This is a genomic window from Polaribacter sp. Q13 (genome assembly GCF_016858305.2).
Lineage (GTDB): Bacteria > Bacteroidota > Bacteroidia > Flavobacteriales > Flavobacteriaceae > Polaribacter.
Window position 1 is genome coordinate 4374475 of the sequence record NZ_CP074436.1, and the last position, 25284, is coordinate 4399758.

Consider the following 25284-nt stretch of genomic DNA (forward strand, 5'->3'; position numbering starts at 1 on the left):
AGCCTATTTTTGCGCCCACAACAACATAACATATAATGAATACAATTAACAATACTAATTTAAAATTTCCGAACCAAAAGTCTGTATATATAGGTAAAGTAAGAGAAGTTTATAATATAAATGATGCTCTTTTGGTAATGATTGCAACAGATAGATTGTCTGCTTTCGACGTTGTTTTACCACGTCAAATTCCTTTTAAAGGTCAGATTTTAAATCAGATTGCCACAAAAATGATGAATGATACCGCAGATATTGTTCCTAATTGGTTAATTGCAAACCCAGATGAAAACGTTGCCGTTGGTCATTTATGTGAGCCTTTTAAAGTAGAAATGGTAATTCGTGGTTATATGTCTGGTCATGCAGCTCGTGAATACAAATTAGGTAAAAGAACTTTGTGTGGAGTTGAAATGGCAGAAGGATTAAAGGAAAACGATAAATTTCCGGAAGCTTTAATTACACCATCTACTAAAGCAGATAATGGTGAGCATGACGAAGATATTTCTCGTGAAGATATTTTATCAAAAGGAATTGTTTCTGAAGAAGATTATATTGTATTAGAAAACTATACAAGAGCTTTATTTGCAAGAGGAACTGAAATTGCAGCAAAAAGAGGATTGATTTTAGTAGACACTAAATACGAATTCGGGAAAACAAAAGAAGGTAAAATTGTATTGATTGATGAAATTCATACACCAGATTCTTCTCGTTATTTTTATGCTGATGGGTATCAAGAAAGACAAGATAAAGGAGAAGCTCAAAAACAATTGTCTAAAGAATTTGTACGTCAGTGGTTAATTGAAAACGGTTTTCAAGGAAAAGACGGACAACAAATTCCGGCAATGACAGATGATAAAGTCATCGAAATTTCTAACAGATATATAGAATTATACGAACAAATTACTGGAGAAGCTTTTGTAAAAGCGACTACAGATAATGTATTAAATAGAATTGAAGAGAATGTAAATTCTTTTTTAGCACAGAAATAAAAGCAAATCGATTAGATTAGACCTCACAGGTTTTAAAAACTTGTGAGGTCTTTATTAGTAGCAAAAAACTAACAACCATGATTATAGAACCAAGAACAAGAGGATTTATCTGTTTAACATCGCACCCAACAGGATGTGAGCAAAACGTGATCAATCAAATAGAATATGTAAAATCGAAAGGAAAAATAGAAGGCGCAAAAAAAGTATTAGTAATAGGTGCTTCTACAGGATTTGGATTGGCTTCAAGAATATCTAGCGCATTTGGTTCTGATGCTGCTACAATTGGTGTTTTCTTTGACAAACCAGCAACAGAAGGAAGACCAGGTTCACCAGGTTTTTACAATACAGCTGCTTTTGAAAAACAAGCAATTGCTGCAGGTTTATATGCAAAAAGTATTAACGGAGATGCATTTTCTAATGAAATAAAAGAACAAGTTGTAAACTTAATCAAAGAAGATTTAGGTCAGATTGATTTAGTAATTTACAGTTTAGCATCACCAGTAAGAACACATCCAGTAACAGGAAAAAGATACAAATCGGTTTTAAAACCAATCGGAGGAGATTTTTCTAACAAAACAGTAGATTTCCATACAGGTAAAGTTTCAGAAATTTCTATAAAACCTGCAGAAGGAGATGATGTAGAAAATACGATAAACGTAATGGGTGGAGAAGATTGGAAAATGTGGATGGATGCATTACAATCTGAAAACTTATTAGCAGAAGGAGCAACAACAGTAGCTTACTCATACATTGGCCCAGAAGTTACAAAACCAGTATATAGAAACGGAACAATTGGTGCAGCAAAAGATCATTTAGAGGCAACTGCTTTTACAATTACAGACGATTTAAAATCGATTGGTGGAAAAGCGTATGTTTCTGTAAATAAAGCATTAGTTACACAAGCAAGTTCTGCAATTCCTGTAATTCCTTTATATATTTCTTTATTGTATAAAGTGATGAAAGCAAAAGGAATTCACGAAGGTTGTATCGAACAAATTCAGCGTTTGTATAGCGAGCGTTTATTTGGAGGTGATTTGGCTTTGGATGAAAAAGGAAGAATTAGAATTGACGATTGGGAAATGAGAGAAGATGTACAAGCAGAAGTGAACAAACTTTGGGAAACTGCAACTACAGAAAACTTATCAGAAATTGGAGATTTAGAAGGGTATAGCAACGATTTTTACAACCTTTTTGGTTTTAAAGTAGCTGGTGTAGATTATGATGCTGATGTAAATGAAGTAGTAAACGTACCAAGTATTCAGTAAGATTATTATCCCGCGATAGCGGAAACTTAAATACAAACCTCACAGTTAATGCTGCATTTATTTCGGCAACTATTGTGAGGTTTTTTTTATCTTGTAAAAAATTAAAGTTGATGAAAGCAGTTACCTTAAAACAATTAAAAGACGAACTTTCTCATAAGTCTGCCAATGAGCTGAAAGAGTTGTGTTTGCATTTATCAAAATTTAAAAAAGAGAATAAAGAATTACTAACGTATTTGTTATTCGAATCTCATGATGAAGAGCAATATATACAAAGTGTAAAAGATCAAATGGATGTGCTTTTTTCTGAGATTAATACCAAGAGTTATTTCTATATTAGAAAAAGTGTAAGAAAGATTTTAACCCTTACTAAAAAGTTTATTCGGTATTCTAAGAAGAAGGAAACCGAGGTAGCTTTATTACTTTATTTTTGTGTAAAATTAAAGGCATTTAAACCTTCTATAAAAAAGAGTCCAAGGTTAACAAATACTTTTGATAGGCAAGTTGTTCTAATAAAAAAAGCAATTGCAACGTTGCATGAAGATTTACAATATGATTATCAATTAGAATTAGATCAATTATTAGATGAATAAAAAAGAGAGACCAGTATTAACGGATTTAGTGAATGAAGGAACTTCTGAAATGGAAAAATTTCAGAATGAAGTTTTAAGACCTGTTATAAAAATGCAACATAACTTGTTGATTAGTTTATTTAAGCACCATCTTATAAAAAGAAAAGTAGATTTTACAGATTTAACGGATAAGAAAAGAAGAAGTAAAATTACTGCTGTTTTTAAAACGGATAATAATTATAAGAACTTTACTTTAGGGATAATTATTGGTCATTTTTCTTCGGATGAATTTACTTTTTATGCTGATAAAGCATCAGAAATAAATAGAAGAATTTTGCAAATTGTTACACAAAGATTAAAAGATAGTATTGCGGAAATAGGATAGGAGTTTTAAAATACATTAAGTTAAGTTTTATATGGTTTAATGCCGTTTTCTAGTAATTACACGACAATTAGCAGAGATGAAAAAATTACGATTTATATTATTAACTTTAATTCCATTATTGAGTTTCGGACAGACAGAAAAAGAGACTTCTAAAAAGGTTTCAGCGGATTTTCAGAAATTTTATAATATAGACGAATATCACAATGTTTTCGAACTGTTTTCAATAAAAATGAAATCAGCTTTACCAATAGAAAGAACGACTAACTTTCTTGAAAGACTTAAAAGGCAAGCAGGGAAAATTGAAAAAAGAGAATTTATAAAATATGAAAACGGAACTTATGCTTCTTACAAAACAAATTTTGAGCAAGCTCTATTTCTTGTAAATATTTCACTTGACAAAAACGGAAAAATAGACGGTTTGTTTGTTAAACCTTTTAAAGAAAGTAATCTACCAAATCTTGAAAGAAATACAACTGAAATGATTTTACCATTCAAAGAAGAATGGACAATATTTTGGGGTGGAGACACAAAAGATTTAAATTATCACGTTGAAAACGAAGCTCAAAAAAATGCTTTTGACATTGTGATTACTGGTGAAAATGGAAAGTCTTTTAAAACGGATGGAAAAACAAACGAAGATTATTATGCTTTTGGAAAAGAATTGATTGCACCTTGTGATGCGGAAGTTGTTCTGGCTGTAAATGGAATAAAAGATAATATTCCTGGTGAATTAAATCCAATTTATATTCCTGGAAATTCAGTTATATTAAGAACCGAAAATAATGAGTTTTTATTCTTTGAGCATTTCAAGCAAAATTCTATTGCTGTTAAAATGGGGCAAAAAGTAAAGCAAGGGGGATTATTAGGGCTTTGTGGAAATTCAGGAAACTCATCAGAACCACATTTACATTATCATATTCAAAATATAGAAAATACTAATAAAGCTACTGGAGTAAAAAGCTATTTTTCTGAAATATTTGTAAATGGAGAATTGAAAAAGAATTATTCACCAATAAAAGGAGAGAAAATAAAAAACTACTAACAATAAAGCATATTTGAAATTGCTGTTTTTATATTTGGTATAGGGATTTTCAATTTAGCACACTTCAATTTCCTTAAAAAAAAACCATTCACATAAACCACAACTTTGTAGAACTATAAACCGTTATCTACATTTAAATAAAAATGACAGAATTTCTAGTTATAGCTTCTACAATTTCTTAAAAGAACTGACTAATTTTATTACAAATACGTTATATCTTGCATTCTGTTTATAAATAAAACATGCTTAACGTTAGAGCAAAATGAGATTACCTCAAAAACAAAACAACGAATAATAATAAACATTGGGTGAAAAACATTATTCCGATTATTAAAAATAAAATAAATGAATTCAAATTTTTTTGATTTAAAAACATACTTTATAGACGAAAAAGTCAATATTTTTAAGTTTAAAAATTGTTATAAAGTATTTAACGATAAAGGAAATGAGGTTGGTTCTGTAAATCAAACACTAACTTCAGGAGAAAAAGCGCTTAGGTTATTATTATTAAACAAGAGTATGTTGCCTTTTCTGCTAGAAATAAAAGATGTAAAAGGAAATATACTAGCATCTATATCTAGAGGTTGGACTTTCTATATGTCTACAATTCGTATTGATGATCCTAAAGGCAATACTATTGGTACAATCAAACAAAAATTTAAATTATTAAAACCAACTTTTAAAATTTATAATAGATCAGAAGAGCTTTTAGCTGTAATAACTGGAGATATGAAAGCTTGGAACTTTCAAATAAATGATTCTTCCGATAAACAAATAGGAACAATAAGCAAAAAATGGAATGGACCTCTGAAAGAAGTTTTTACTACAGCAGATAAATATAAAGTAGATTTAAATACTGATTTTGCTGATGATTCAAATAAGATTGTAATACTATCAAGTGCAATTACTATAGACATGGTTTGGAGGCAAAGTAGATAGTTATTTAGGTAAAAGCAAACATAAAAAAAGCCGTTGTATTTAACTACAGCGGCTTTTTATATGTTTTAATTTGGTGTTATTTCTTTGCTTTTGCTAATAAGTTCTTTTGATATTTTCCTTGCACAACATCTACAATAATTAAAATAGCTAAAACAAAATAGAATGTTGTTTTACTCATTGGTACAATTTCTTCACCAAATATTTTAATATGAGCTAAATGTCCGCCTTCTGTTACTAGCATTATTCCTACAATAAAAAGAATAAATAAACCAAGTACTTCGTACATTCTGTTTTTAGACAAAAAGGTAGAAATTTTATCAGCCATTACAAGCATTAATAAACCACTTATAACAATGGCAATGGCCATTACAATAAAAGCAGTTGTAGCGCTTTCTATTTCGCTAGTTAGACCAATTGCAGCTAAAATAGAATCGAAAGAGAAAACTAGATTCATAATAACGATACTTGTAATAACGGCATTTGCAGATTTGGTGCTTTTGCCTGTAGCCATATCAGAAACTTCAAGGCCTTTGGTAGAAATCATGTGCCAAATCTCTTTAATAGCTGTATAGATAATAAATCCTCCACCTAATAAAACAATGATACTATGTCCGTTAAAAGCAAAATGAATAACATCTTTTATTCCTCCGGATAAAAAAGAAAAAGGATCCTGAAAAAAATCGATAATAGAAACTAACACAAAAAGTAAAATAATTCTTAATACAATAGCGATTAAAATACCGACCTTTCTTACTCTTTTTTGATCTGCTTCTGGTGCTTTTTTAGATTCTAAGGATATGTAAAGTAAATTATCGAAACCAAGAACGGCTTGTAATAAAACCAACATTAATAATGTGAAAAGAATTCCTAACATTTTTTATTTTTTATAATTGATGAATCCAAAGATATTTTGATTGTTGATAATACACAATTTTTATTGGGTTTAGTTTTTAAAGTTTTAGAAACAAGAAACATGAAAAAGAGACTAAATCTTATGATGTAGCGAATGAAAGTTTTTCTCTTTGGTACTCTGCTCTAATTATTCGAGCACTCTGCGGTTATTTTAAAAAAGGTATTTCCAAAGAATACGCAAGCTCACAAAAGCAATTAAAATAGCAGTAGCTTTTTTAAGTTGAATAGGTGTAAAATAGTTATTGCTCATTCTGCTACCTATTTGTCCTCCAATAAAAACCGTAACTAATAAAATGGAAGTTAAGTTCCAGTCAATTATAAAATCAGGATTTGAATATTGACCCAACAAACCGGCTATAGAATTTACTAAAATGAAAACACTAGCTGTAGCGGCAATTTTTTTAGGGGTATCCCAGTTAGTAAGATGTAGAAGTGGAGCTAAAAATACGCCTCCACCAATGCCAACCATTCCAGATATAAAACCAATAATTCCACCAAAACTAGCATTTTTAATAGGTTTTAGATTGACTTTTTTTTCATCCGAAGAAATAATTTTTTTAGAAATCCACATGGTTATTGCAGCAAATAATAAGGTGAAGCCCAAAAGAATAAAGAAGAAATGCTGACTAATTTTTAATTTTCCACCTAAAAAAGCAAACGGAATACTAAGTAATATAAGAGGAATTACTTTTTTCCGATCAATTTTCTTTTGATGATAAAATAAAAATACATTTCCAGAGACTACAACAATATTACACAACAAAGCAGTTGCTCTAATTTGTGTAAAAACGATTCCTGTTAATGCCAAAATAGCTAAATAGCTAGAGCCACCACCAAAACCTACGGAAGAATATAAAATGGCTACCGTAAAAAATAATAATATAATGTGCCAATAAGTAAAAAATGAGTCTATTAACAAATTGTAAGTTTAGATGTTTCGTAGTTTTTATTTAATTTTAAATAAAAATAAAGGTAGTATAAATATTGATGAAATTATTACAGATATTTTTATAAACATTACTAACATTTAAAAAAACTTTGTTTTACTATATGAAGTAGCAGTCGTTGTAAATGTATACAAAGCTAATTTTCCTGTTTTTTCAATTTAGTAAAATAAGTCTTAGTAATTAGTGATATTCATTATTGTAGGGCTTTTTTTGTTTTAAATAATTAAATTTTTAACAAATATGTTGATTTTATATTGCTAAATTACTATATTTATGCTAAATTGATATATGTTATGATAGATTGTTGTCCAAATTGTAATTCAGATAAATACATTAAAAGTGGTATTATTAATAATAGACAGCGATATAAATGTAAAAAATGTAATTACTTTTTTACTGTAAATAAGATTGGTAAAAAGATAGACGACTATTATGTTAACAAATCTTTACAGCTATATCTAGAGGGATTAACCTATCGGGAAATTGAGCGAATTTTAGGAGTTTCTCACGTAAGTATTATGAATTGGGTAAAAAAATATAATATTAAAAGACCTTATAATTCTAAATATCATTCAACGTATAAGATTTTAAATGCAAGAGAACTAGGTGTTTATTTTAGTAATTCAGAAAATATAAAGGGAGCTGGCGTTGTAGTCACCGAGTTAGGGGACAAGTTTATGCTTATTAAATGGGAGCGTTTTAAAGATTAGTATATAAAATTAACATAAAAATATAGTAATTTTTTTTAAACAGATTGTTTTTAGGAGTTTAGCAGTGCACACAAAATCAATGATTCACTAACTAAACAATTAATTTCATGAAAAAGCAAAGATTACTATTGCTAGGATTTTTTCTAGCCTCCTTTCAGTTTCTTATAGCACAAGGGTCTCCAGACTATAATGGCGGACTAAAAATTAAATTTGATGAGGACGGCAAAAAATACCTTCGTTTAATTTCTTGGGCGCAAGTACAAGCAACTTATAATAATGATGCACCTGCAACTTCTAGTAAAACAAGTTTTAATTTAAGAAGAGCGCGTGTTCTCATGTTTTCTCAAATTACAGATAAATTTTTACTCTTAACACATTTTGGTTTAAATAGTTTAAACGCAGGTTCACTCTCACCAACAGGTAAAGGAGAAGTATCTCAACTTTTCTTACATGCGGCTTGGGCACAATATAATTTAGGTAAAAACCATGCTATAGGTGGAGGTTTGCATTATTTTAATGGTATCTCTAGATTAAACAATCAAAGTACCTTAAACATGATGACCTTAGATAATAATCGTCAATCTTGGGCTACCATTGGGTTGTCAGATCAATTTGCAAGACATGTGGGGATTTTTATGAAAGGTAAATTTGGGAAACTACAATATAGAGTTGCCGTAAATGACGCAATAATAAACGGGTTAGACGCTAGACCTGCCGTAAGTGGACAAGCGGTGTATGGAGGCGCAAACTTATTGGGCACTAAAGAAGCTGGTAAAACTTTTGCAGGGTATTTTGAATACAACCTATTAGATCAAGAATCTAACTTTTTACCTTATAAGGTAGGAACGTATCTTGGTGGAAAAAAAGTATTTAATATAGGTGCCGGATTTTTCTTACATCCAAAAGGTACTGTGAAAATAGAAAGTGGAAATACTGTAGGAGAAGATGTTTCCATTTTTGCTATAGACGCTTTTTATGACGCTCCATTGGGTGATGATGGAAGCGCTTTAACTGCGTACGCTACATATCAATCTAATGACTACGGAGAAAATTATTTATACAGTGCTTATGGTACTGGTAATATGGTGTATACACACATAGGATATGTTTTTGCTGGTGATAAAACAAAAACAAGATTTCAACCTTATGCTTCTTATGGTAGTAATAGCTACGATGCTACTTCTAACAATAGAAACATTTTAGGATTAGGTATTAATGCCTATATGAGCGGACATAATTCTAAATTAACCTTAGAGTATAAAAATCAAGATTTCGGAACTTCAACAAGTGCTGTAACCTTACAAGCAATGATCTATTTATAAAAACGAACAATATGAGTGATGAACAAAAAAACGCCTCGGCGTATTGGAAAGAAAATATTAAGTATTTAACAATACTACTTATAATATGGTTTGTAGTATCCTTCGGATGCGGAATAATATTTAGAGAAGCATTAGATACCATAAGGCTTGGTGGTTTTAAACTAGGTTTCTGGTTTGCCCAACAAGGATCGATTTATGTATTTGTGATTTTAATTTTCGTTTACATACGATTAATGAATAAGCTAGATAAAAAATACGGTTTCGACGAGTAAATCTAATCCTTAACTAAAAATAAAATAAAATATTATGAGTGTACAAACTTGGACATGGATATTAGTAGGGATTTCTTTTACCCTATATTTTGGAATCGCAATTTGGGCTCGAGCGGGCTCAACAAAAGAATTTTATGTAGCTGGCGGAGGTGTTTCTCCTTTAGCAAATGGTATGGCAACTGCTGCCGATTGGATGAGTGCCGCCTCATTTATTAGTATGGCAGGTATTATTTCCTTTGCAGGGTATGATGGCTCTGTTTATTTAATGGGATGGACCGGTGGATATGTGCTTTTAGCGCTATTGTTAGCTCCCTATTTACGTAAGTTTGGTAAGTTTACAGTACCAGATTTTATTGGAGATCGGTATTACTCAAACACAGCAAGAACAGTGGCCGTAATATGTGCTTTAATTGTGTCTTTTACCTATGTAGCAGGACAAATGAGAGGAGTAGGAATTGTTTTTTCTCAGTTCTTACAAGTAGATATTATTTATGGCGTTTTAATTGGTATGACAGTAGTTTTGGTATTTGCTCTTTTAGGAGGGATGAAAGGAATTACTTATACACAGGTAGCTCAATATTGTGTATTGATTTTTGCTTTTATGGTACCAGCGTTTTTTATCTCTGTACAAATGACGGGGAATTTAATTCCGCAAATAGGAATGGGAAGTACTGTAGAAGATGGTACTTATCTTTTAGATAAATTAGATGCTTTACACACACAATTAGGGTTTAAAGAATATACTTCTGGTTCTAAATCTACTTGGGATGTTTTTGCAATCACATTAGCATTAATGGCCGGTACAGCAGGATTACCGCATGTTATTGTTCGTTTCTTTACGGTACCTAAAGTAAAAGATGCACGTAAATCTGCAGGATATGCGTTGCTTTTAATCGCTATTTTATATACTACAGCACCTGCAATTGCAGTTTTTTCTAGAACCAATTTAATAGAAACAGTAAGTGAAAAAGAATATTCAGAAATTCCGGTATGGTTTAAAAACTGGGAAAACACAGGGTTAATTTCTTGGACAGATAAAAATGGTGATGGTAAAATTCAATATGTTGCAGGGAATGCCTTAGATGGTAAAAAACCTATATATACTGAAGATAGAGGTACATTTGGAGAAAGATTGATTTCAAATTCTAATATGTCTGCTAAAAACGAATTGTATGTAGATAGAGATATTATGGTATTGGCAAATCCGGAAATAGCACAGTTACCAAATTGGGTAATAGGCTTAGTTGCAGCGGGTGGATTAGCAGCAGCTTTATCTACAGCAGCAGGTTTATTGCTGGTAATTTCAACATCCGTTTCTCATGATTTAATTAAAAAACAATTAAAACCAGATATTTCAGATAAAGCAGAGTTAATGGCAGCAAGAATAGCAATTTTTGTAGCAATTTTAATTGCAGGGTACTTTGGTATTAATCCGCCAGGGTTTGTCGCCGCCGTGGTTGCATTAGCATTTGGTTTGGCAGCCGCTTCTTTCTTTCCAGCGATTGTTTTGGGGATTTTTGATAAAAAAATGAATAAAGAAGGAGCGATATCAGGAATGATTGTAGGTATTGTATTGATGCTTTTTTACATGATGAAATTTAAATTAGACATGTTTGGCGGCGGTACACAAGAAGATTGGTGGTTTGGTACTTCTCCTGAAGGTTTTGGAACTATTGCAATGTTTGTTAATGTGGTTATTTCTGTAGTCGTTTCTAGAGTTACGGCAGCGCCACCACAAAATGTGCAAGAAATGGTAGAAAGTATAAGAATACCATCTGGAGCAGGAGAAGCTTCTGATCATTAAACAGAACCATTTTTATGTTTTCTTTTAAAATATAAAATATAGTTTTAAATAAGTTAGTTAGAAATCAGCATTACAACTTGTAGTGCTGATTTTTTTATTATTTTTAAGGTTCAAAGTAAATCAATGAAAAAAAGACATGAGCAGAAGTTAATTGTATTATCAATTGCATTGTTTTTAATGTTTAATATACCCTTTGTCCTTGTTTTTAATTTTGAAGGAGCAATTTGGGGGATTCCTACATTTTATTTTTCAATATTTTCTATTTGGTTATTGTCTATTGTAATTTCATTTATCGTCTTAAATCGTCATTATGAATAGTTTTACTTTAATAGTCATTATAATTATTTATTTAGCGGTGTTGTTCTACATTGCTTTTCTTGCTGAAAAAAAACGACAAAGTAAGTGGGTAAATAATCCTTATGTCTATACTTTGTCTTTAGCTGTATTTTGTTCTGCATGGACCTATTATGGTAGTGTAGGAATTGCAGCAAATTCCGGAATTAACTTTTTACCAATTTATTTAGGGCCTGTTATTGCGGCGCCTTTATGGATTATTGTGCTTCGAAAAATTATTAGAATTTCTAAACAGCATAAAATTTCTTCCATTGCAGATTTTATTTCTTTGCGCTACGGAAACAATCGTTTTTTAGGAGCCTTGGTCACAATTATTTGCCTTTTTGGTACTTTGCCTTACATTTCTTTACAATTAAAAGCAGTTTCTGAAACATTTGAAATTATGTCTGATGATACGAGTTATATTTCTACATCAATTATTGACGATTCTACTTTTTACGTTGCTTTATTATTAGCTGTTTTTGCTGCTTTTTTTGGAACCCAAAATACAGATGCATCAGAAAAACATAAGGGAATTGTTGCTACAGTTGCTTTTGAGTCTGTTTTAAAATTGGTTTTCTTCACCATTATTGGTGGGTATATTACATTTTACTTGTTTGATGGTACAACAGATATTTATGATAAAATTTCAAATACAGAAAATTTTAAAGAGCTAACTACACTAAGTGGTATAGAAGATGGTTTTAATTGGTTTTTTATGATTGCTTTATCTTTTATGTCTATATTTTTATTACCACGTCAGTTTCAAGTTATGGTTTTAGAAAACAATAGAGAAAAACATTTAAAGAAAGCAATTTGGTTGTTTCCATTGTACTTATTGCTTTTTAATATTTTTGTTATTTTTATTGCTTGGGCAGGTAAATTAACCTTTGGTTCTACTCAAAATGCAGAGTATTATTCTTTATTACTTCCGTTAGAACACGGAAATTCACTTTTAGCAACGCTTGTTTTTTTAGGAGGTTTTTCTGCGGTTATTTCTATGGTGGTAGTTTCTACCTTGGCATTATCAACCATGGTTAGTAATAACTTAATTATTCCGTATGGGTTTTTAGATAAATTTATTAAAAATCAACCAGAACGAAATTCAAAATATATTAAAAGCATTCGTCGTATTTCTATTTTTACCATTATTATTTCGGCGTATTTCTTCTATGTTTCGTTTTCAAAAGAGCTTTCTTTGTATTCTATTGGATTAATCTCTTTTGTTATTATAGCGCAATTAGCACCTTCCTTTTTTATTGGTTTATTCTGGAATCGTGGTTCTTCAAAAGCGGCTATTATCGGAATGATTATTGGTTTTCTTATTGCTATTTACACTTTAGTTTTACCTTTTACATTACAAGCCTATACCGGAACAGATTATTTTACGCAACACGGATTATTTGGTATTGCTGCATTAAAACCAAATGCTTTGTTAGGCATCGATTTTTTAAGTCCGCCTGCTCATGCATTTTTCTGGAGTATTTCGTTTAATTTAATGAGTTATTTAGTGTTTTCATTAGTTTCTAAAGGAAATTATAGAGAGCGTAATTATGCAGAAATGTTTGTAGACAGTAAGAGTTTTACCTCACTTCAAGAAAATGCATTTGTTTGGAAAGGAGAGGCTTATGTTTCAGATGTTAAAAATGTTTTAGTTCGTTTTTTAGGTGAAGAACGCGCTACACGTGCTCTTAAAATATTTTTCACCAAGCATAAATTGCCTTTAGATACCCAATTGGGAGATGCTAGATTAATTAATTTTTCAGAAAAATTATTAACAGGTAGTATTGGTTCTGCATCCGCAAAAATATTGATTGCAAGTGTGGTAAAAGAAGAGCAAATTAGTTTGGTTGAGGTGTTAAAAATTTTAGAAGAATCTAAAGAGAACATTGTAAATAATAAGGTTTTGTTAGAAAAATCGAATGAATTGTCTCAATTGTCATCAAAATTAAAAGATGCAAATAAAGAATTAATAAGTAAAGACAAGCAAAAAGATGAATTTTTAGATACGGTTGCTCATGAATTGAAAACACCAATTACAGGGATTCGTGCAGCTACTGAGCTATTGATGGATGAAGATGATGATATGCCTCAAGAAATGAAAGCCCAGTTTTTAAAGAATATTCTGCAAGATTCTGAGCGTTTAGGGCGTTTAATTCATAATATTTTAGATTTTGAAAAACTAGAAACAGGAAGATTAAATTTAGACTTAGAATATTTAGACATTCAAAAGACGATTGCGAAGGCAATTGGCAGTATTTCTCAAATTGCTGCGAAAAAAGGAGTGAAAATCGTTGTGAATAATGTGCATTCTTTTAAAATAAATTATGATGAAGATAGAATTCTACAAGTATTAACCAATTTATTGTCCAATGCCATTAAGTTTTGCCAACCACAAACCGGGAAAATTTACATAGATTATAAATTAGGAAATGCCTTGGTAGAAATCTCTGTAACCGATAATGGTAAAGGGATTCCGGAAGAAGATCATGCATTTGTTTTTGATAAGTTTTATCAATCTAAACATCAAAACACCATTAAACCACAGGGTAGTGGATTAGGATTGGCAATAACCAAACAAATAGTAGAAAAACACCAAGGAAAAATTTGGGCTAAAAAAGGTATAAAAAATGGTGCAACATTTGTTTTTACCATCCCTTTTAAGTAAATTGTAGCCTTAAAGTATGAAGAATAGAATTTTAATTGTTGATGATGAGCCCAATATTGTAATGTCGTTAGAATACGCTTTTAAAAAACAAGATTTTGAAGTGTTTATTGCAAGAGATGGGAGTGAAGCTTTAGAGATATTAAAACATCAAGTACCTAACATCGTTTTGTTAGATATTATGATGCCGAATGTAGATGGTTATCAGACCTTACAAGAGATCAAAAAAAATAAAAGTTTAAAAGATACCAAAGTGGTCTTTTTAACTGCAAAAAATAAAGCTTCAGACGTTGAAAAAGGTTTAAAACTTGGAGCAGATAAGTATTTAACAAAACCTTTTTCAGTAAAAAAACTAGTTTCAGAAATATTGGAACTTTTAGCTTAAAAGATAGTCTTTATCGCTATTAAATATTGATTTTGTGTGCAAACAAACAATGTTTAATTAAAATTTAAAGACATGAAATATCAATTGAATGCACTTGCATCAGATGTTTTTATCAGCATTTATGCAATCAGTACCTTGTATTTTAGGTTTAAGTTTGAAAATAGTGGAAATATAGATCCTATACTATCTGTAGTTTTAGGTCTTTCTTTTGTAACTATTATTTGGGCACTTATAAAACTTAAAATATTAAACCCTAATTGGTTTGGCTTATTTAATTCTAAAAAAGCGAGATCATGAAATACCAAGAATTTTATCAAAAAAGTATTCTTCAGCCAGAAAAATTCTGGAGCAAGCATGCAAATAAATTAGATTGGTTTAAAACACCAACAACTATTTTATCAAAAGATGCCTATAACTACCATCAATGGTTTGCAGATGGCGAACTTAATTTAAGTTATTTGTGCATAGACAAACATATTAAAGATGGTTTTGGAGATCAAAATGCCATTATTTATGACTCCCCAGTAACCAATACAAAACAACATATTACCTTTCATCAATTACATCACGAAGTTTCTAAACTCGCTGGTGGATTGCAAGATTTAGGTTTAAAAAAAGGGGATACATGTATTATTTATATGCCTATGATTCCGCAAGCTTTATTCGCTATGTTGGCTTGTGTTCGGATAGGTGTTATTCATTCTGTGGTATTTGGTGGTTTTGCTCCACATGAGTTGGCCATCAGAATAGATGATTGTAAACCAAAAGTGATTATTACTGCGTCTAGTGGTGTAGAAATAGAAAAGATAATTCCGTATAAACCTTATGTAGATGAAGCAATAGAGAAATCTCAAAATAAACCAGAAAAGGTAATTGTTTTCGATAGAGAATTAGGGGTAGAAGTACCAAAGAAAGGCTACGATGTAGACTATATTGATTTGGTTGAAAAATCTCCTTCTATTGAAGCTGTTTCTTTGGCATCTACAGATCCGTCTTACATTCTATATACTTCGGGAACGACAGGGAAACCAAAAGGAATTATTAGAGATACTGGTGGTTATGCAACTGCTTTAAAATTTTCTATGAAATATATTTATGGTGTTAAGAAAGGAGATGTATTTTGGGCAGCAAGTGATGTTGGTTGGGTTGTAGGGCATAGTTATATTGTGTATGCACCTTTATTAAATAGAAATACAACCATTCTTTTTGAAGGAAAACCTATTAGAACTCCAGATGCTTCTACTTTTTGGCGCGTAATTAGTGAGCATAATGTTAAAGTGATGTTTACTGCTCCAACGGCAATTAGAGCAATTAAAAAAGAAGATCCTAACGGAAGGATGATTAAAAAATATGATTTATCGAGTTTAAAATATCAATTTTTGGCAGGAGAACGCTGTGATGTAGCGACCTTAACTTGGACTAAAGAGCATTTAAAAGTTCCGGTGATAGACCATTGGTGGCAAACAGAAAGTGGTTGGCCTATGGTGGCAAATATGGTGGGTGTAGCCTTGCAGGAAGTAAAACCCGGATCTGCAAGTTTTCCGGTTTGTGGTTATGATATTCGAATTTTAAATGAAGAGGGAGAAGAAGTTGCTTCTAGTGTAGAAGGTTTTGTTGCCGTGAAATTGCCTTTACCTCCCGGAACTTTAATGAATCTTTGGGGCAATCCAGAACGTTTTAAAGCGGGTTATTTAAATCGTTTTCCAGGATATTATTTCTCTGGTGATGGAGGATACAAAGATGAAGATGGTTATGTTTTTATAACAGGGAGAGTAGATGATATTATAAACGTTGCCGGACACCGATTGTCTACCGCAGAAATGGAAGAAGTTGTAGCTTCTCATAAAGCAGTAGCAGAATGTGCTGTTTTTGGAGTGCATTGTGATTTAAAAGGTCAGAAACCTTTAGGTTTAGTGGTTTTGAAATCGGGTGACGATTATAATGAAGAAAAAATTCAGAAAGAAATTTTAAAAGATGTGCGTCATGAAATTGGTGCAGTGGCTTCTTTTAGAGATGTATTAGTTGTTAATCGCTTGCCAAAAACTAGAAGTGGAAAAATTCTTCGTAAATTGTTACGAAATATTGCAGATGATCTGCAGTATAATGTACCCTCAACAATTGATGATATCGCAATTATAAACGAAATAAAAAGCGTTTACCAGAGGCATCATATAGGTATTCATAAATAAAGAAAGTATATAAAACCAACTTGTTACACTTGGCATTAATAGTAAAATGCCTTATAAAAATTAAATAAAAATATTATGAGTAATTACCACATAAAACACTTAGAAGAATACTTTAAAGTCTATAGAAAATCTATTAGAGAGCCAGAAGTATTTTGGGAAGAAATAGCGGAAGAGCATTTTTTATGGAGAAAAAAATGGGATAATGTTTTAGATTGGGATTTTTCTAAACCAGAAATTAAATGGTTTGAAGGGGCAAAACTAAATATTACAGAAAACTGTATTGATAGACATTTGGCTACGAGAGCAGACAAAACGGCTATTTTATTTGAACCGAATGATCCAAATGAGCCCGCAGAACATATTAGCTACAAACAATTGTCTGAAAGAGTCAATCAGTTTGCCAATGTTTTAAAAGAACACGGAGTTCAAAAAGGAGATAGAGTTTGTATTTATGTTCCTATGATTCCAGAATTGGCAATTTCTTTATTGGCTTGTGCTAGAATTGGTGCTATTCATTCTGTGGTTTTTGCAGGTTTTTCATCTACCGCATTATCAACAAGAATTAATGATTCTGACTGTAAAATGGTAATTACTGCAGATGGTTCTTATCGAGGGAAAAAATCTATCGATTTAAAAGGAATTGTAGATGAAGCTTTAGAAAAATGTCCGGGAGTTAATAATGTTTTGGTGGCAAAAAGAACCAATGCAGCTATCAACATGAAAGAAGGAAGAGATAAATGGCTACAACCTTTGTTAGATGAAGCTTCTAAAGAGTGCAGTGCAGAAATTATGGACGCAGAAGATCCGTTATTTATTTTGTACACTTCTGGTTCTACAGGAAAACCAAAAGGAATGGTACATACAACTGCAGGATATATGGTGTATACAGCATATACTTTTAAAAATGCATTTCAATATAGAGAAAACGATGTGTATTGGTGTACTGCAGATATCGGTTGGATTACTGGGCATTCTTATATTGTGTATGGCCCGTTAGCAAACGGAGCAACCACGCTATTGTTTGAAGGTGTACCAAGTTATCCAGATTTTGGACGTTTTTGGGATATTGTAGATAAACATAAAGTGAGTCAATTTTATACAGCTCCAACCGCCATAAGAGCATTGGCAAAACAAGGAACAGCATTGATAGAAAAATATGATTTATCATCTTTAAAAGTGCTAGGTTCTGTAGGAGAACCGATTAATGAGGAAGCATGGCACTGGTATAATGATAATGTAGGGAAAGGAAAAAGTCCGATTATAGATTCTTGGTGGCAAACAGAAACAGGAGGAATTATGATTACGCCAATCCCTTACGTAACACCAACAAGACCAACGTATGCAACATTACCTTTTATAGGAATTCAACCAGCTATAATGGATGAAGACGGAGGCGAATTAAAAGGAAATCAAGTAGAAGGAAGGTTGTGTATAAAATATCCTTGGCCAAGTATTGCTAGAACTATCTGGGGAGATCACCAACGTTATAAGGAAACCTATTTTTCGGCCTATAAAGACATGTATTTTACGGGTGATGGAGCACTTAGAGATGAGGTTGGATATTACAGAATTACAGGTAGAGTAGATGATGTAATTATTGTATCTGGACACAATTTAGGAACTGCACCAATTGAAGATGCTATTAATGAACATCCTGCAATTGCAGAATCGGCTATTGTTGGTTTCCCTCATGATATTAAAGGAAGTGCATTGTATGGATATATAACCTTAAAAGATGCCGGTGAATATAGAGATCATAATAATTTACAAAAGGAAATTAACCAATTGATAACAGATAGAATTGGGCCAATTGCAAAATTAGATAAAATTCAATTTACAGATGGATTGCCAAAAACACGTTCAGGAAAAATTATGAGACGTATTTTACGTAAAATAGCTTGTAATGAAATGGATAATTTAGGAGATACAAGTACACTTTTAAACCCAGAAGTAGTAAAAGGTATTATTGAGAATCGATTGTAAAATAAATAATTTTTGATGGGAAGTCACATTACTATTGAAGATAAATTAAAAGAACGTATTAAAGAGCTAACTTGTTTGTATAAAGTTAGCTCTTTAATTCGTAATAATAATAATAATAATTTTAGTGATATAAACACACTTTTTAAGGAAATTGCAGCAAGTGTAAAGGAGGCCATAAGATTTCCGGAAGAAGCATTTGTAGAAATTAAAATTGAAGATTTTGTTTTTGTAGAAGGAAGAAAAATACAAGATGCTATTTTTATTATTTCAGCCGTTAAGGCTTTTGGTAAAATTAAAGGATCTTTAACGGTAGGGTATTCAAAACAAAAGTTTTCTGAAAATTCTTTTTTAGAAGAAGAAAAATTATTGTTGCATAAAATAGCTACTGAAATTGGGGACTTTTTAGAACGAAAGCAGATAATTGAAAAAGAGGAAATTGCTAAAAGACAAATTGAAAGAGCAGGAAGGCTTACTATTTTAGGAGAAATTACTGCAGGAATTGCACATGAATTAAATACGCCTTTAGCAAATATTTTGGGCTTTTCAGAATTGTTAAAAGAACAATATAAAGACGATAAAGTAGCAAGTGAAGATTTAAAAAAAATAATTAATAGTGCTATTTATTCTAGAGAGGTGGTAAAGAAATTAATGTTTTTTTCTTGCGAAATGCCTCAGCAAATGACTTCTGTAAATATCAATTTAATTATTAACGAGGCAATTAGTTTGTTGAATCCTAATTTTAAGAAAAAAAACATTCATTGTACTATTACTTTTTCTAGTGATGAAATTTACTTAAAAGTTGATAAAATTCAGTTAACCCAAGTAATTTTTAATTTGGTTATCAATGCTATTTATTTTTCACCAGTTAAAGGGAAAATCAACATTGATGTTTTAGAGAATTCAAAAAAGATTCAAATCAGAATTTCTGATGAAGGAGAAGGAATTCAATCCGTTAATTCAGAAAATATCTTTAATCCTTTTTTTACGACCAAACCTATTGGAGATGGTTCTGGTTTAGGTTTAAGTGTTGTACATGGAATTATTAAAAGTCATAAAGGGACCATAATTCATCAACCAAACTCGCCAAAAGGTACTATTTTTGTTGTTAGTTTTCCTAAAAGTTAAAAGATGCTAAACAAAGAAAATATACTAATTGTAGATGATGATGTTCTTATTTTAGAACTCATACAAAGACATTTACAGTCCTTAAATTACCATACATACAAAGCAATTTCTGTAAAAGAAGCTTTAGAGATTTTAAAAGATACCTCTATAGATTTATTAATTACAGACTTGCAAATGCCCGGAGTAGACGGATTGGAGTTAATTAAATATGCGTCTGCACATTATCCTAAAATACCAAAATTGGTGGTTACAGGTTTCCCTTCTATACAAGGTGCTTTAGAGGTTATGAAGTCTGGTGCTGCAGATTATATTACAAAGCCTTTTACAAAAGAAGAACTAAAAACGGCAATTTTAAAATCTTTAGAAATGAAACCTAAAGGTGATAAAATTACCAAAGTAAAAGAAGATAAAATTCATAAGCCTTATGGAGAATTAATAGGTGCATCTCCTGCAATGAAAAAAGTTACAGACGTTATAGAACGTTTAAAAAATAACAAAGCAACGGTTTTTATTCATGGAGAAAGCGGAACAGGAAAAGAGCTGGTAGCGCGTTCTATTCATTATATGGGTAAATATTCCTCAGCGCCCTTTGTTGTGGTAAACTGTGGTGCCATTCCAGAAAATTTGTTAGAATCAGAATTGTTTGGTTATGTTAAAGGAGCTTTTACTGGAGCAGAAAAAGATAGAAAAGGTTTTTTTCAGGCAGCAAATAATGGAACTATTTTTTTAGATGAAATTGGCAATGCATCTTTAGCAACCCAATTAAGATTATTACGTGTTTTACAAGAAAAGGAAGTGGTACGAGTTGGTTCTCAAAAAGCAGAAAAAATTGATGTTAGAGTAATTGCAGCTACCAATATTGAACTAAAAGATTTAATCGAAAAAAAACGGTTTAGAGAAGATTTATATTACAGATTAACAGTTGTAGAAATTAATGTACCAACGTTATTAGAAAGAAGTTCAGACATTCCTTTATTGGTAGATAAATTTTTATTTAAATACGGAATAGAATACAAAGACCGATATTTAAAAATGACTCCAGAAGCTTTACAAATTTTGAAAAATTATTATTGGCCTGGTAATATAAGGGAGTTAGAAAATGTAATACAAAGAGCTATTATTATGTCGGATAGAATTGTGGATGTAGAGCATTTGCCAGGACATATAAAGTATCAAATTGATTTTACTAAAACGGATAAATTGTTGTCTTTAAAAGAGTTTGAGAAAACCTATATTTTAAAAGTATTACAAGCTACCAATAACAACAAAACAAAAGCAGCAGAAATTCTTCAAATTGATAGAAAAACACTTCGAGAGAAATTAAAATAAGTCATTTTTAAAAACGAGTAAAATAGTAGCAGCTGAGGAAATATTCCTCAGCTGTTATTTTTTGTTATATAAGTAGATTTTGTGTAAGTTACTTATATATAGGTGGTTGTTGTTTATTTTGTGTCTTTTTGAAAAATATGGCACATGGCTTGCATATAGGTAATCGTAATTAAAAATATAATTATGAAAATGAATTGTAATAGTTTATGTACTACTTGCCTGCACACAAGTGATTGCAGTTTAACATCAAATAAAAGTTTTATTTGGTCATGTAGCGAGTATGAAAAAAGGAGTTTTATAAAAACCAATTCAACACCTATTTTAACGCCAAACTTTAGTTTCACAGAAAGTGAAAGAGAGTTTGAAATTATTTAATTATGGCGACTTTAACAAAAGAATTAAAACAAAAAAAACAGTCTAAACAAGGCATGTTAGAAAACATATTGAAGTAGTTTGAAAACGCTACGGAATTAGTAAACTTAAATCCGAAGACAAAAAAGATATTATGTGTTACTAATAATGAACTAATTATTCATTTTCCTGTAAGTATGGATAATGAATACGTAGAAGTTTTTTAAAGTATTAAATGTTGCTAAAATAAACAAGTAGACATAAGTTCTGCGGACTTTATTTTGATAATAGAACGATTAAAAAGAACCTAGGTTTAACGTAGTGTTTTTCCTTAGAATAAAATGTATATGAGATGAAGTATGGTCAATTAATTATTGAAGAAAAAGAGTTTTCAATAATAGAAAAACTCTTGAATTTAAATAAAATTATAGAAACCAAAACGGTAAAGAGTCATATTTTAAAACTGCAAGAAGAGTTAAGAAATGTAACTAAAGTGGTTGCGGAAAAAGATTTCCCTAAAGATGTTGTAAGGCTTAATTCTATTGTAACCGTGAGTTCTTTAGATGGTTTATGGGAAAAAACTTTTGAGTTGGTTGTGCCTTCTAATGGAAGTGTTTTAGAAAATAAAATTTCATTATTGCTACCAATGGGTACGGCAGTTTTGGGCTATGCTAAAGGTGATTTGATTTTATGGGATTTTCCGGGAGGAGCAAAAGAATTAAAGGTGTTAGAAGTAATGCAACAAGAAATTGTAACAAAATAAAAAATTATTATGCAGGTAAATAATGAGCAATCTGAAAGTCAAATAATTCAAAATAGAAGTATAAATGAAGTAAAAAGATGGATGTTAGATCTGAGTGAAATCTCAAGTGAATGCAATGATCTTGAATTAGAACGTCTTAAAGAAATGAATTTAAGGAATGAGTTTTCTACTATTATTGAAAATAATAAGATGATCCGAAACACACTTTTAGAATATAAAAATGTCTTAAATAAGCCAACAGAGTGTATTGATTTAGAATGTGATTTGTTTTTTTACAATGAGCATAAAAAAAATAGAAATTTATATATAGAACACCTTAATAATTATAAAAGCTTAAAAAATAATATGGTCTAATTTGCTAATTGTTAAGTTAGTTTTTTTTGTAGGGGCTCCAAATTAGATTTGGAGCTACCTTTTTTTTATGCTAAAAATAGAATATATGTATTATAATAGTCCAATTCTTTCATTACTTCTTTGCAAGTAGGATAATGAAAGAACGGTATTCTTTTTCTTTAAAACACAAAGTAGTTTTACAAATAAGATTGCGGTAATATAAGCATCTCCAGAGGCCGTATGTCTATCATGTTGAGGTATGTTAAATCGAAGTGATAATTCATTTAAACTAAAATGTTTTTTAGAAGTATCTAATTTTGATTTTACAAACAAATGCCCAGTGTCTAACACTTTATTTTTTAGTTTTGGTAGGTTTAAACGCTTTAAAGCTTGGTTTATCATGGCAACATCAAAAGCGGCATGATGTGCTACTAAAACAGCATTTTTAATATGCTCCAAAAATTGAATGATCCCTTCCTGTTCAGTTACTTTATGTATAGTTCCTTGCTTTAGAATACCATGAATTTTTACCGTTTCTACGTTGAATAAATCTTGTGTAAGATAAGATTCTAAACTGTCAGAAACTTTTATGTTTTTATCAATAACAGCGATGGTTCCAATAGATAATATTCTGTCTTTTTTGATGTCTAAACCTGTCGTTTCTGTGTCAAAAATCACAAAACGAATTTTTTCAAATTCAGCATTTTGTTTCCCTTTGAAACATTCTTTATAGGTTTCCCAAAATGGTGGATACTTCTTTTTTCTGAACCAACTCATACTACAAAAATTGAGAAAGTTTAAATCGAGTCTGAATTAAATCTTGCACCTCTTTTACGGCTTTAAAACAGTTTTTTAATTCCAAACGATTGGCTTTGCTTAATGTTTGTAAGTCTATAAATCTACCCGAATCGTTATGTAGTAAACCTTGTTGTGTTCTAAAATAGAGTAAGTTTTTAAATGCTTCTAAACAGGCCAAAAAGACCTCTTTATTTTGTGGTTCTAATTCAGCTAATTTTTCATATCTAACAATGGTATTGTTGTGTGTTTTTATATTTTTTGATAAGATTAATAAACGAGCCGCATCTACCAAAGGCATCATTGCACGTGCTTTAATATCAAACTGATCTTTGTGCTCTCCATCTCGTTCTACTAAAAATTGTCTAAAGAAACTTAACGGTGGCGGATTTTTTAAAGCATTTAAACCTAAATACGTTAAAAAAATATCACGAGATTCTATAGACTCAAAAATACTTTCTGCTAAAGAGCTGACTAAATTTTTATCACCATAAACAAATTCAAAATCAAAGAAAATAGAGCACAACATCAAGTTGTCTTGATCTGGCGTTGTAATCCATTTTTTAAATTGTTGTTCCCATTGAGAAACCGATAAACACCAGGCAGGATTGCTTGCCATCATATTAGCAGGACACAATTCAAAACCAACAATTTCTAATTTTTGATTTATTTTTTGGGCAAGTGTTAAAAAATACTGTTGTGTTTTTTTATACTCATTTTCATCAACATCATTAAAAACGAGTGCATTATCTTGATCTGTTAATAGTAGTTGTTCCTCTCTACCTTGACTTCCAATGGCTAACCATGCAAAAGCAGTTGGAGGAGGGGTTGGCATTTCTTTTATCGCTTGATCAATAATTTTTTGCGTAATACTTTCGTTAATTGCAGAAAGTATTTTTGTTGCAAATGCAATAGGAATTTGCTGTTTTATATACCGTTTTAAAAGTTGTTCTGCGCGTTTTCTAATCTGATGTAATTGTTCGGGAGTTGAGGTTCGTTTTACTTCTTTTACCAATGCAGACGCATTATTTTCTCTTACCACAATAATATCATGTTCAGATAAAATACCTGTTAAATCGGAATTTGGTGTGCCATCTTTGGTAATACACAAATGCGTAATTTTATATTTTAACATGGCAATTTGTGCTTCTGCAACGGTAATGTTTTCTGGATATGTAATTATAGGAGAAGACATTATTTTAGTAACAGATTCTTCGATAGAAACCAATCCTGTAGCAATTTTAATCCGTAAATCTTTATCGGTAATAATGCCTAAAGGTTTGTTGTTTTCGGTAATAATGATAGAACCAACCCGTTTGTGCGTCATAATAATTGCCGCCGCTTTTATGCTCGTTTCTGGAGAACAGTGAATTGGGTTTTTAGAAAAATCGATGGATTGTTCTTCAAAAAAATCTTGTATCTTCTCTGAAGATTGATGTTGTTTTTGAGAATTGGGTTCTGTATAACGTGTGTTAGAAACAAAGCTCGTCATTAAAAAAGCACTCGCTTCTGAGTTTGTGGTGATATAATTTTCAAATAATTCAGCAGACAAACTATACACAATACTTTCCTCTAAGGCTTTTGCAGTTAATTTGTAACTGTCTTTACGTATGAGCGCGCGCAAACCAAAAATATCACCTTCATCGCATTCATCAACTAAGGTATTTGTTTCTTCTTCAAACAAACCAATGGCACCATCTTTTACTACGTAAAATTGATTTTTTATGGGTGTTCCTGTGATAAATAAATCGGAATCTTTTTCTAAATAAAGAATGTCCACAGCTTTACTGATTGCCAATAATTCATCTTTTGGCAACATGTTAAAAGGAGGGAAGTCCTTTAAAAAGTCTGAGATGCGTTTTGCAATAGTGTTCATGATT

Annotated in this window: 24 protein-coding genes; 20 read left to right on the top strand and 4 right to left on the bottom strand. The window is 31.0% G+C overall.

Translation table 11 applies throughout. The annotated features are described in order from the left end of the window. Positions 1-35: 35 nt before the first annotated feature. The 6 genes from JOP69_RS18395 to JOP69_RS18420 all read left to right on the top strand — a co-directional run bounded on the left by JOP69_RS18395 (position 36) and on the right by JOP69_RS18420 (position 5186). A complete protein-coding gene (locus JOP69_RS18395; protein WP_203394700.1) occupies positions 36-986 on the top strand; it encodes a phosphoribosylaminoimidazolesuccinocarboxamide synthase in 951 nt (316 codons plus the stop codon). A 77-nt stretch (positions 987-1063) separates the two neighbouring features. Continuing rightward, complete coding sequence (gene fabV, locus JOP69_RS18400) at positions 1064-2251, top strand: enoyl-ACP reductase FabV (RefSeq protein WP_203394699.1); 1188 nt, start codon at positions 1064-1066, stop codon at positions 2249-2251. Between the two features lie 110 nt (positions 2252-2361). Beyond that, entirely contained in the window at positions 2362-2841 is a 480-nt protein-coding gene (locus JOP69_RS18405) for a hypothetical protein (protein WP_165733584.1), read from the top strand. Further along, positions 2834-3205: a glyoxalase gene (locus JOP69_RS18410; RefSeq protein ID WP_203394698.1), complete on the top strand. Its 372-nt coding sequence runs from the start codon at positions 2834-2836 to the stop codon at positions 3203-3205. Before JOP69_RS18405 ends, JOP69_RS18410 begins: the two co-directional genes overlap by 8 nt. A 76-nt stretch (positions 3206-3281) precedes the next feature. Then, complete coding sequence (locus JOP69_RS18415) at positions 3282-4247, top strand: M23 family metallopeptidase (protein ID WP_203394697.1); 966 nt, start codon at positions 3282-3284, stop codon at positions 4245-4247. A 345-nt stretch (positions 4248-4592) separates the two neighbouring features. Continuing rightward, positions 4593-5186, top strand: a complete 594-nt coding sequence (locus JOP69_RS18420) for a phospholipid scramblase-related protein (protein ID WP_203394696.1) — start codon at positions 4593-4595, stop codon at positions 5184-5186. A 76-nt stretch (positions 5187-5262) separates the two neighbouring features. On the opposite strand, the gene JOP69_RS18425 is transcribed toward JOP69_RS18420, so the two are convergent. Together JOP69_RS18425 and JOP69_RS18430 are read right to left on the bottom strand one after the other, a co-directional pair. Beyond that, on the bottom strand, positions 5263-6060 hold the full coding sequence (locus JOP69_RS18425) for a TerC family protein (RefSeq protein ID WP_203394695.1): 798 nt from the start codon (positions 6058-6060) through the stop codon (positions 5263-5265). Positions 6061-6249: 189 nt separating this feature from the next. Next, positions 6250-7017 (bottom strand): sulfite exporter TauE/SafE family protein, encoded by a 768-nt coding sequence (locus tag JOP69_RS18430; protein WP_203394694.1) that lies wholly within the window; start codon positions 7015-7017, stop codon positions 6250-6252. Between the two features lie 321 nt (positions 7018-7338). Here JOP69_RS18430 and JOP69_RS18435 point away from each other — a divergent pair, with 321 nt between their 5' ends. The 14 genes from JOP69_RS18435 (at position 7339) to JOP69_RS18500 (ending at position 22630) form a co-directional block, all read left to right on the top strand. After that, positions 7339-7755, top strand: a complete 417-nt coding sequence (locus JOP69_RS18435; RefSeq protein ID WP_203394693.1) for a helix-turn-helix domain-containing protein — start codon at positions 7339-7341, stop codon at positions 7753-7755. A 107-nt stretch (positions 7756-7862) separates the two neighbouring features. Beyond that, a complete protein-coding gene (locus JOP69_RS18440; protein WP_203394692.1) occupies positions 7863-9077 on the top strand; it encodes a hypothetical protein in 1215 nt (404 codons plus the stop codon). An 11-nt stretch (positions 9078-9088) separates the two neighbouring features. Then, positions 9089-9349, top strand: a complete 261-nt coding sequence (locus JOP69_RS18445) for a DUF4212 domain-containing protein (protein WP_203394691.1) — start codon at positions 9089-9091, stop codon at positions 9347-9349. Positions 9350-9383: 34 nt separating this feature from the next. After that, positions 9384-11153 (top strand): sodium:solute symporter family protein, encoded by a 1770-nt coding sequence (locus JOP69_RS18450; RefSeq protein ID WP_203394690.1) that lies wholly within the window; start codon positions 9384-9386, stop codon positions 11151-11153. Positions 11154-11276: 123 nt separating this feature from the next. Next, positions 11277-11471 (top strand): hypothetical protein, encoded by a 195-nt coding sequence (locus tag JOP69_RS18455; RefSeq protein ID WP_203394689.1) that lies wholly within the window; start codon positions 11277-11279, stop codon positions 11469-11471. Further along, a complete protein-coding gene (locus JOP69_RS18460) occupies positions 11464-14154 on the top strand; it encodes an ATP-binding protein (protein ID WP_203394688.1) in 2691 nt (896 codons plus the stop codon). The genes JOP69_RS18455 and JOP69_RS18460 overlap by 8 nt, the downstream gene beginning before the upstream one ends. A 16-nt stretch (positions 14155-14170) precedes the next feature. Continuing rightward, positions 14171-14536 (top strand): response regulator transcription factor, encoded by a 366-nt coding sequence (locus tag JOP69_RS18465; RefSeq protein WP_203394687.1) that lies wholly within the window; start codon positions 14171-14173, stop codon positions 14534-14536. 72 nt (positions 14537-14608) lie between these two features. Next, a complete protein-coding gene (locus JOP69_RS18470; protein WP_203394686.1) occupies positions 14609-14833 on the top strand; it encodes a hypothetical protein in 225 nt (74 codons plus the stop codon). Further along, positions 14830-16725: an acetate--CoA ligase gene (locus tag JOP69_RS18475; protein ID WP_215602626.1), complete on the top strand. Its 1896-nt coding sequence runs from the start codon at positions 14830-14832 to the stop codon at positions 16723-16725. Before JOP69_RS18470 ends, JOP69_RS18475 begins: the two co-directional genes overlap by 4 nt. A gap of 75 nt (positions 16726-16800) precedes the next feature. Beyond that, complete coding sequence (acs, locus tag JOP69_RS18480; protein WP_215602628.1) at positions 16801-18708, top strand: acetate--CoA ligase; 1908 nt, start codon at positions 16801-16803, stop codon at positions 18706-18708. 15 nt (positions 18709-18723) lie between these two features. After that, positions 18724-19833 (top strand): sensor histidine kinase, encoded by a 1110-nt coding sequence (locus JOP69_RS18485; RefSeq protein WP_203394685.1) that lies wholly within the window; start codon positions 18724-18726, stop codon positions 19831-19833. Positions 19834-19836: 3 nt separating this feature from the next. Further along, positions 19837-21162, top strand: a complete 1326-nt coding sequence (locus JOP69_RS18490) for a sigma-54 dependent transcriptional regulator (protein WP_203394684.1) — start codon at positions 19837-19839, stop codon at positions 21160-21162. Positions 21163-21865: 703 nt separating this feature from the next. Beyond that, positions 21866-22276, top strand: a complete 411-nt coding sequence (locus JOP69_RS18495) for a GreA/GreB family elongation factor (RefSeq protein ID WP_203394683.1) — start codon at positions 21866-21868, stop codon at positions 22274-22276. Positions 22277-22285: 9 nt separating this feature from the next. Further along, positions 22286-22630 (top strand): hypothetical protein, encoded by a 345-nt coding sequence (locus JOP69_RS18500; protein ID WP_203394682.1) that lies wholly within the window; start codon positions 22286-22288, stop codon positions 22628-22630. 90 nt (positions 22631-22720) lie between these two features. Here the strand turns inward: JOP69_RS18500 and JOP69_RS18505 are convergent, their stop codons facing one another. Together JOP69_RS18505 and JOP69_RS18510 are read right to left on the bottom strand one after the other, a co-directional pair. Next, positions 22721-23386: a PolC-type DNA polymerase III gene (locus tag JOP69_RS18505; protein WP_203394681.1), complete on the bottom strand. Its 666-nt coding sequence runs from the start codon at positions 23384-23386 to the stop codon at positions 22721-22723. Position 23387: 1 nt separating this feature from the next. Next, on the bottom strand, positions 23388-25280 hold the full coding sequence (locus JOP69_RS18510; protein WP_252191149.1) for a DUF294 nucleotidyltransferase-like domain-containing protein: 1893 nt from the start codon (positions 25278-25280) through the stop codon (positions 23388-23390). Positions 25281-25284 lie beyond the last annotated feature (4 nt).

Bases quoted from the DNA above. Each gene is read 5' to 3' on its own strand.
- JOP69_RS18395 (WP_203394700.1), top strand. From the start codon at position 36: ATGAATACAATTAACAATACTAATTTAAAATTTCCGAACCAAAAGTCT.
- fabV (WP_203394699.1), top strand. From the start codon at position 1,064: ATGATTATAGAACCAAGAACAAGAGGATTTATCTGTTTAACATCGCAC.
- JOP69_RS18405 (WP_165733584.1), top strand. From the start codon at position 2,362: ATGAAAGCAGTTACCTTAAAACAATTAAAAGACGAACTTTCTCATAAG.
- JOP69_RS18410 (WP_203394698.1), top strand. From the start codon at position 2,834: ATGAATAAAAAAGAGAGACCAGTATTAACGGATTTAGTGAATGAAGGA.
- JOP69_RS18415 (WP_203394697.1), top strand. From the start codon at position 3,282: ATGAAAAAATTACGATTTATATTATTAACTTTAATTCCATTATTGAGT.
- JOP69_RS18420 (WP_203394696.1), top strand. From the start codon at position 4,593: ATGAATTCAAATTTTTTTGATTTAAAAACATACTTTATAGACGAAAAA.
- JOP69_RS18425 (WP_203394695.1), bottom strand. From the start codon at position 6,060: ATGTTAGGAATTCTTTTCACATTATTAATGTTGGTTTTATTACAAGCC.
- JOP69_RS18435 (WP_203394693.1), top strand. From the start codon at position 7,339: ATGATAGATTGTTGTCCAAATTGTAATTCAGATAAATACATTAAAAGT.
- JOP69_RS18440 (WP_203394692.1), top strand. From the start codon at position 7,863: ATGAAAAAGCAAAGATTACTATTGCTAGGATTTTTTCTAGCCTCCTTT.
- JOP69_RS18445 (WP_203394691.1), top strand. From the start codon at position 9,089: ATGAGTGATGAACAAAAAAACGCCTCGGCGTATTGGAAAGAAAATATT.
- JOP69_RS18450 (WP_203394690.1), top strand. From the start codon at position 9,384: ATGAGTGTACAAACTTGGACATGGATATTAGTAGGGATTTCTTTTACC.
- JOP69_RS18455 (WP_203394689.1), top strand. From the start codon at position 11,277: ATGAAAAAAAGACATGAGCAGAAGTTAATTGTATTATCAATTGCATTG.
- JOP69_RS18460 (WP_203394688.1), top strand. From the start codon at position 11,464: ATGAATAGTTTTACTTTAATAGTCATTATAATTATTTATTTAGCGGTG.
- JOP69_RS18465 (WP_203394687.1), top strand. From the start codon at position 14,171: ATGAAGAATAGAATTTTAATTGTTGATGATGAGCCCAATATTGTAATG.
- JOP69_RS18470 (WP_203394686.1), top strand. From the start codon at position 14,609: ATGAAATATCAATTGAATGCACTTGCATCAGATGTTTTTATCAGCATT.
- JOP69_RS18475 (WP_215602626.1), top strand. From the start codon at position 14,830: ATGAAATACCAAGAATTTTATCAAAAAAGTATTCTTCAGCCAGAAAAA.
- acs (WP_215602628.1), top strand. From the start codon at position 16,801: ATGAGTAATTACCACATAAAACACTTAGAAGAATACTTTAAAGTCTAT.
- JOP69_RS18485 (WP_203394685.1), top strand. From the start codon at position 18,724: ATGGGAAGTCACATTACTATTGAAGATAAATTAAAAGAACGTATTAAA.
- JOP69_RS18490 (WP_203394684.1), top strand. From the start codon at position 19,837: ATGCTAAACAAAGAAAATATACTAATTGTAGATGATGATGTTCTTATT.
- JOP69_RS18495 (WP_203394683.1), top strand. From the start codon at position 21,866: ATGAAGTATGGTCAATTAATTATTGAAGAAAAAGAGTTTTCAATAATA.
- JOP69_RS18500 (WP_203394682.1), top strand. From the start codon at position 22,286: ATGCAGGTAAATAATGAGCAATCTGAAAGTCAAATAATTCAAAATAGA.
- JOP69_RS18505 (WP_203394681.1), bottom strand. From the start codon at position 23,386: ATGAGTTGGTTCAGAAAAAAGAAGTATCCACCATTTTGGGAAACCTAT.
- JOP69_RS18510 (WP_252191149.1), bottom strand. From the start codon at position 25,280: ATGAACACTATTGCAAAACGCATCTCAGACTTTTTAAAGGACTTCCCT.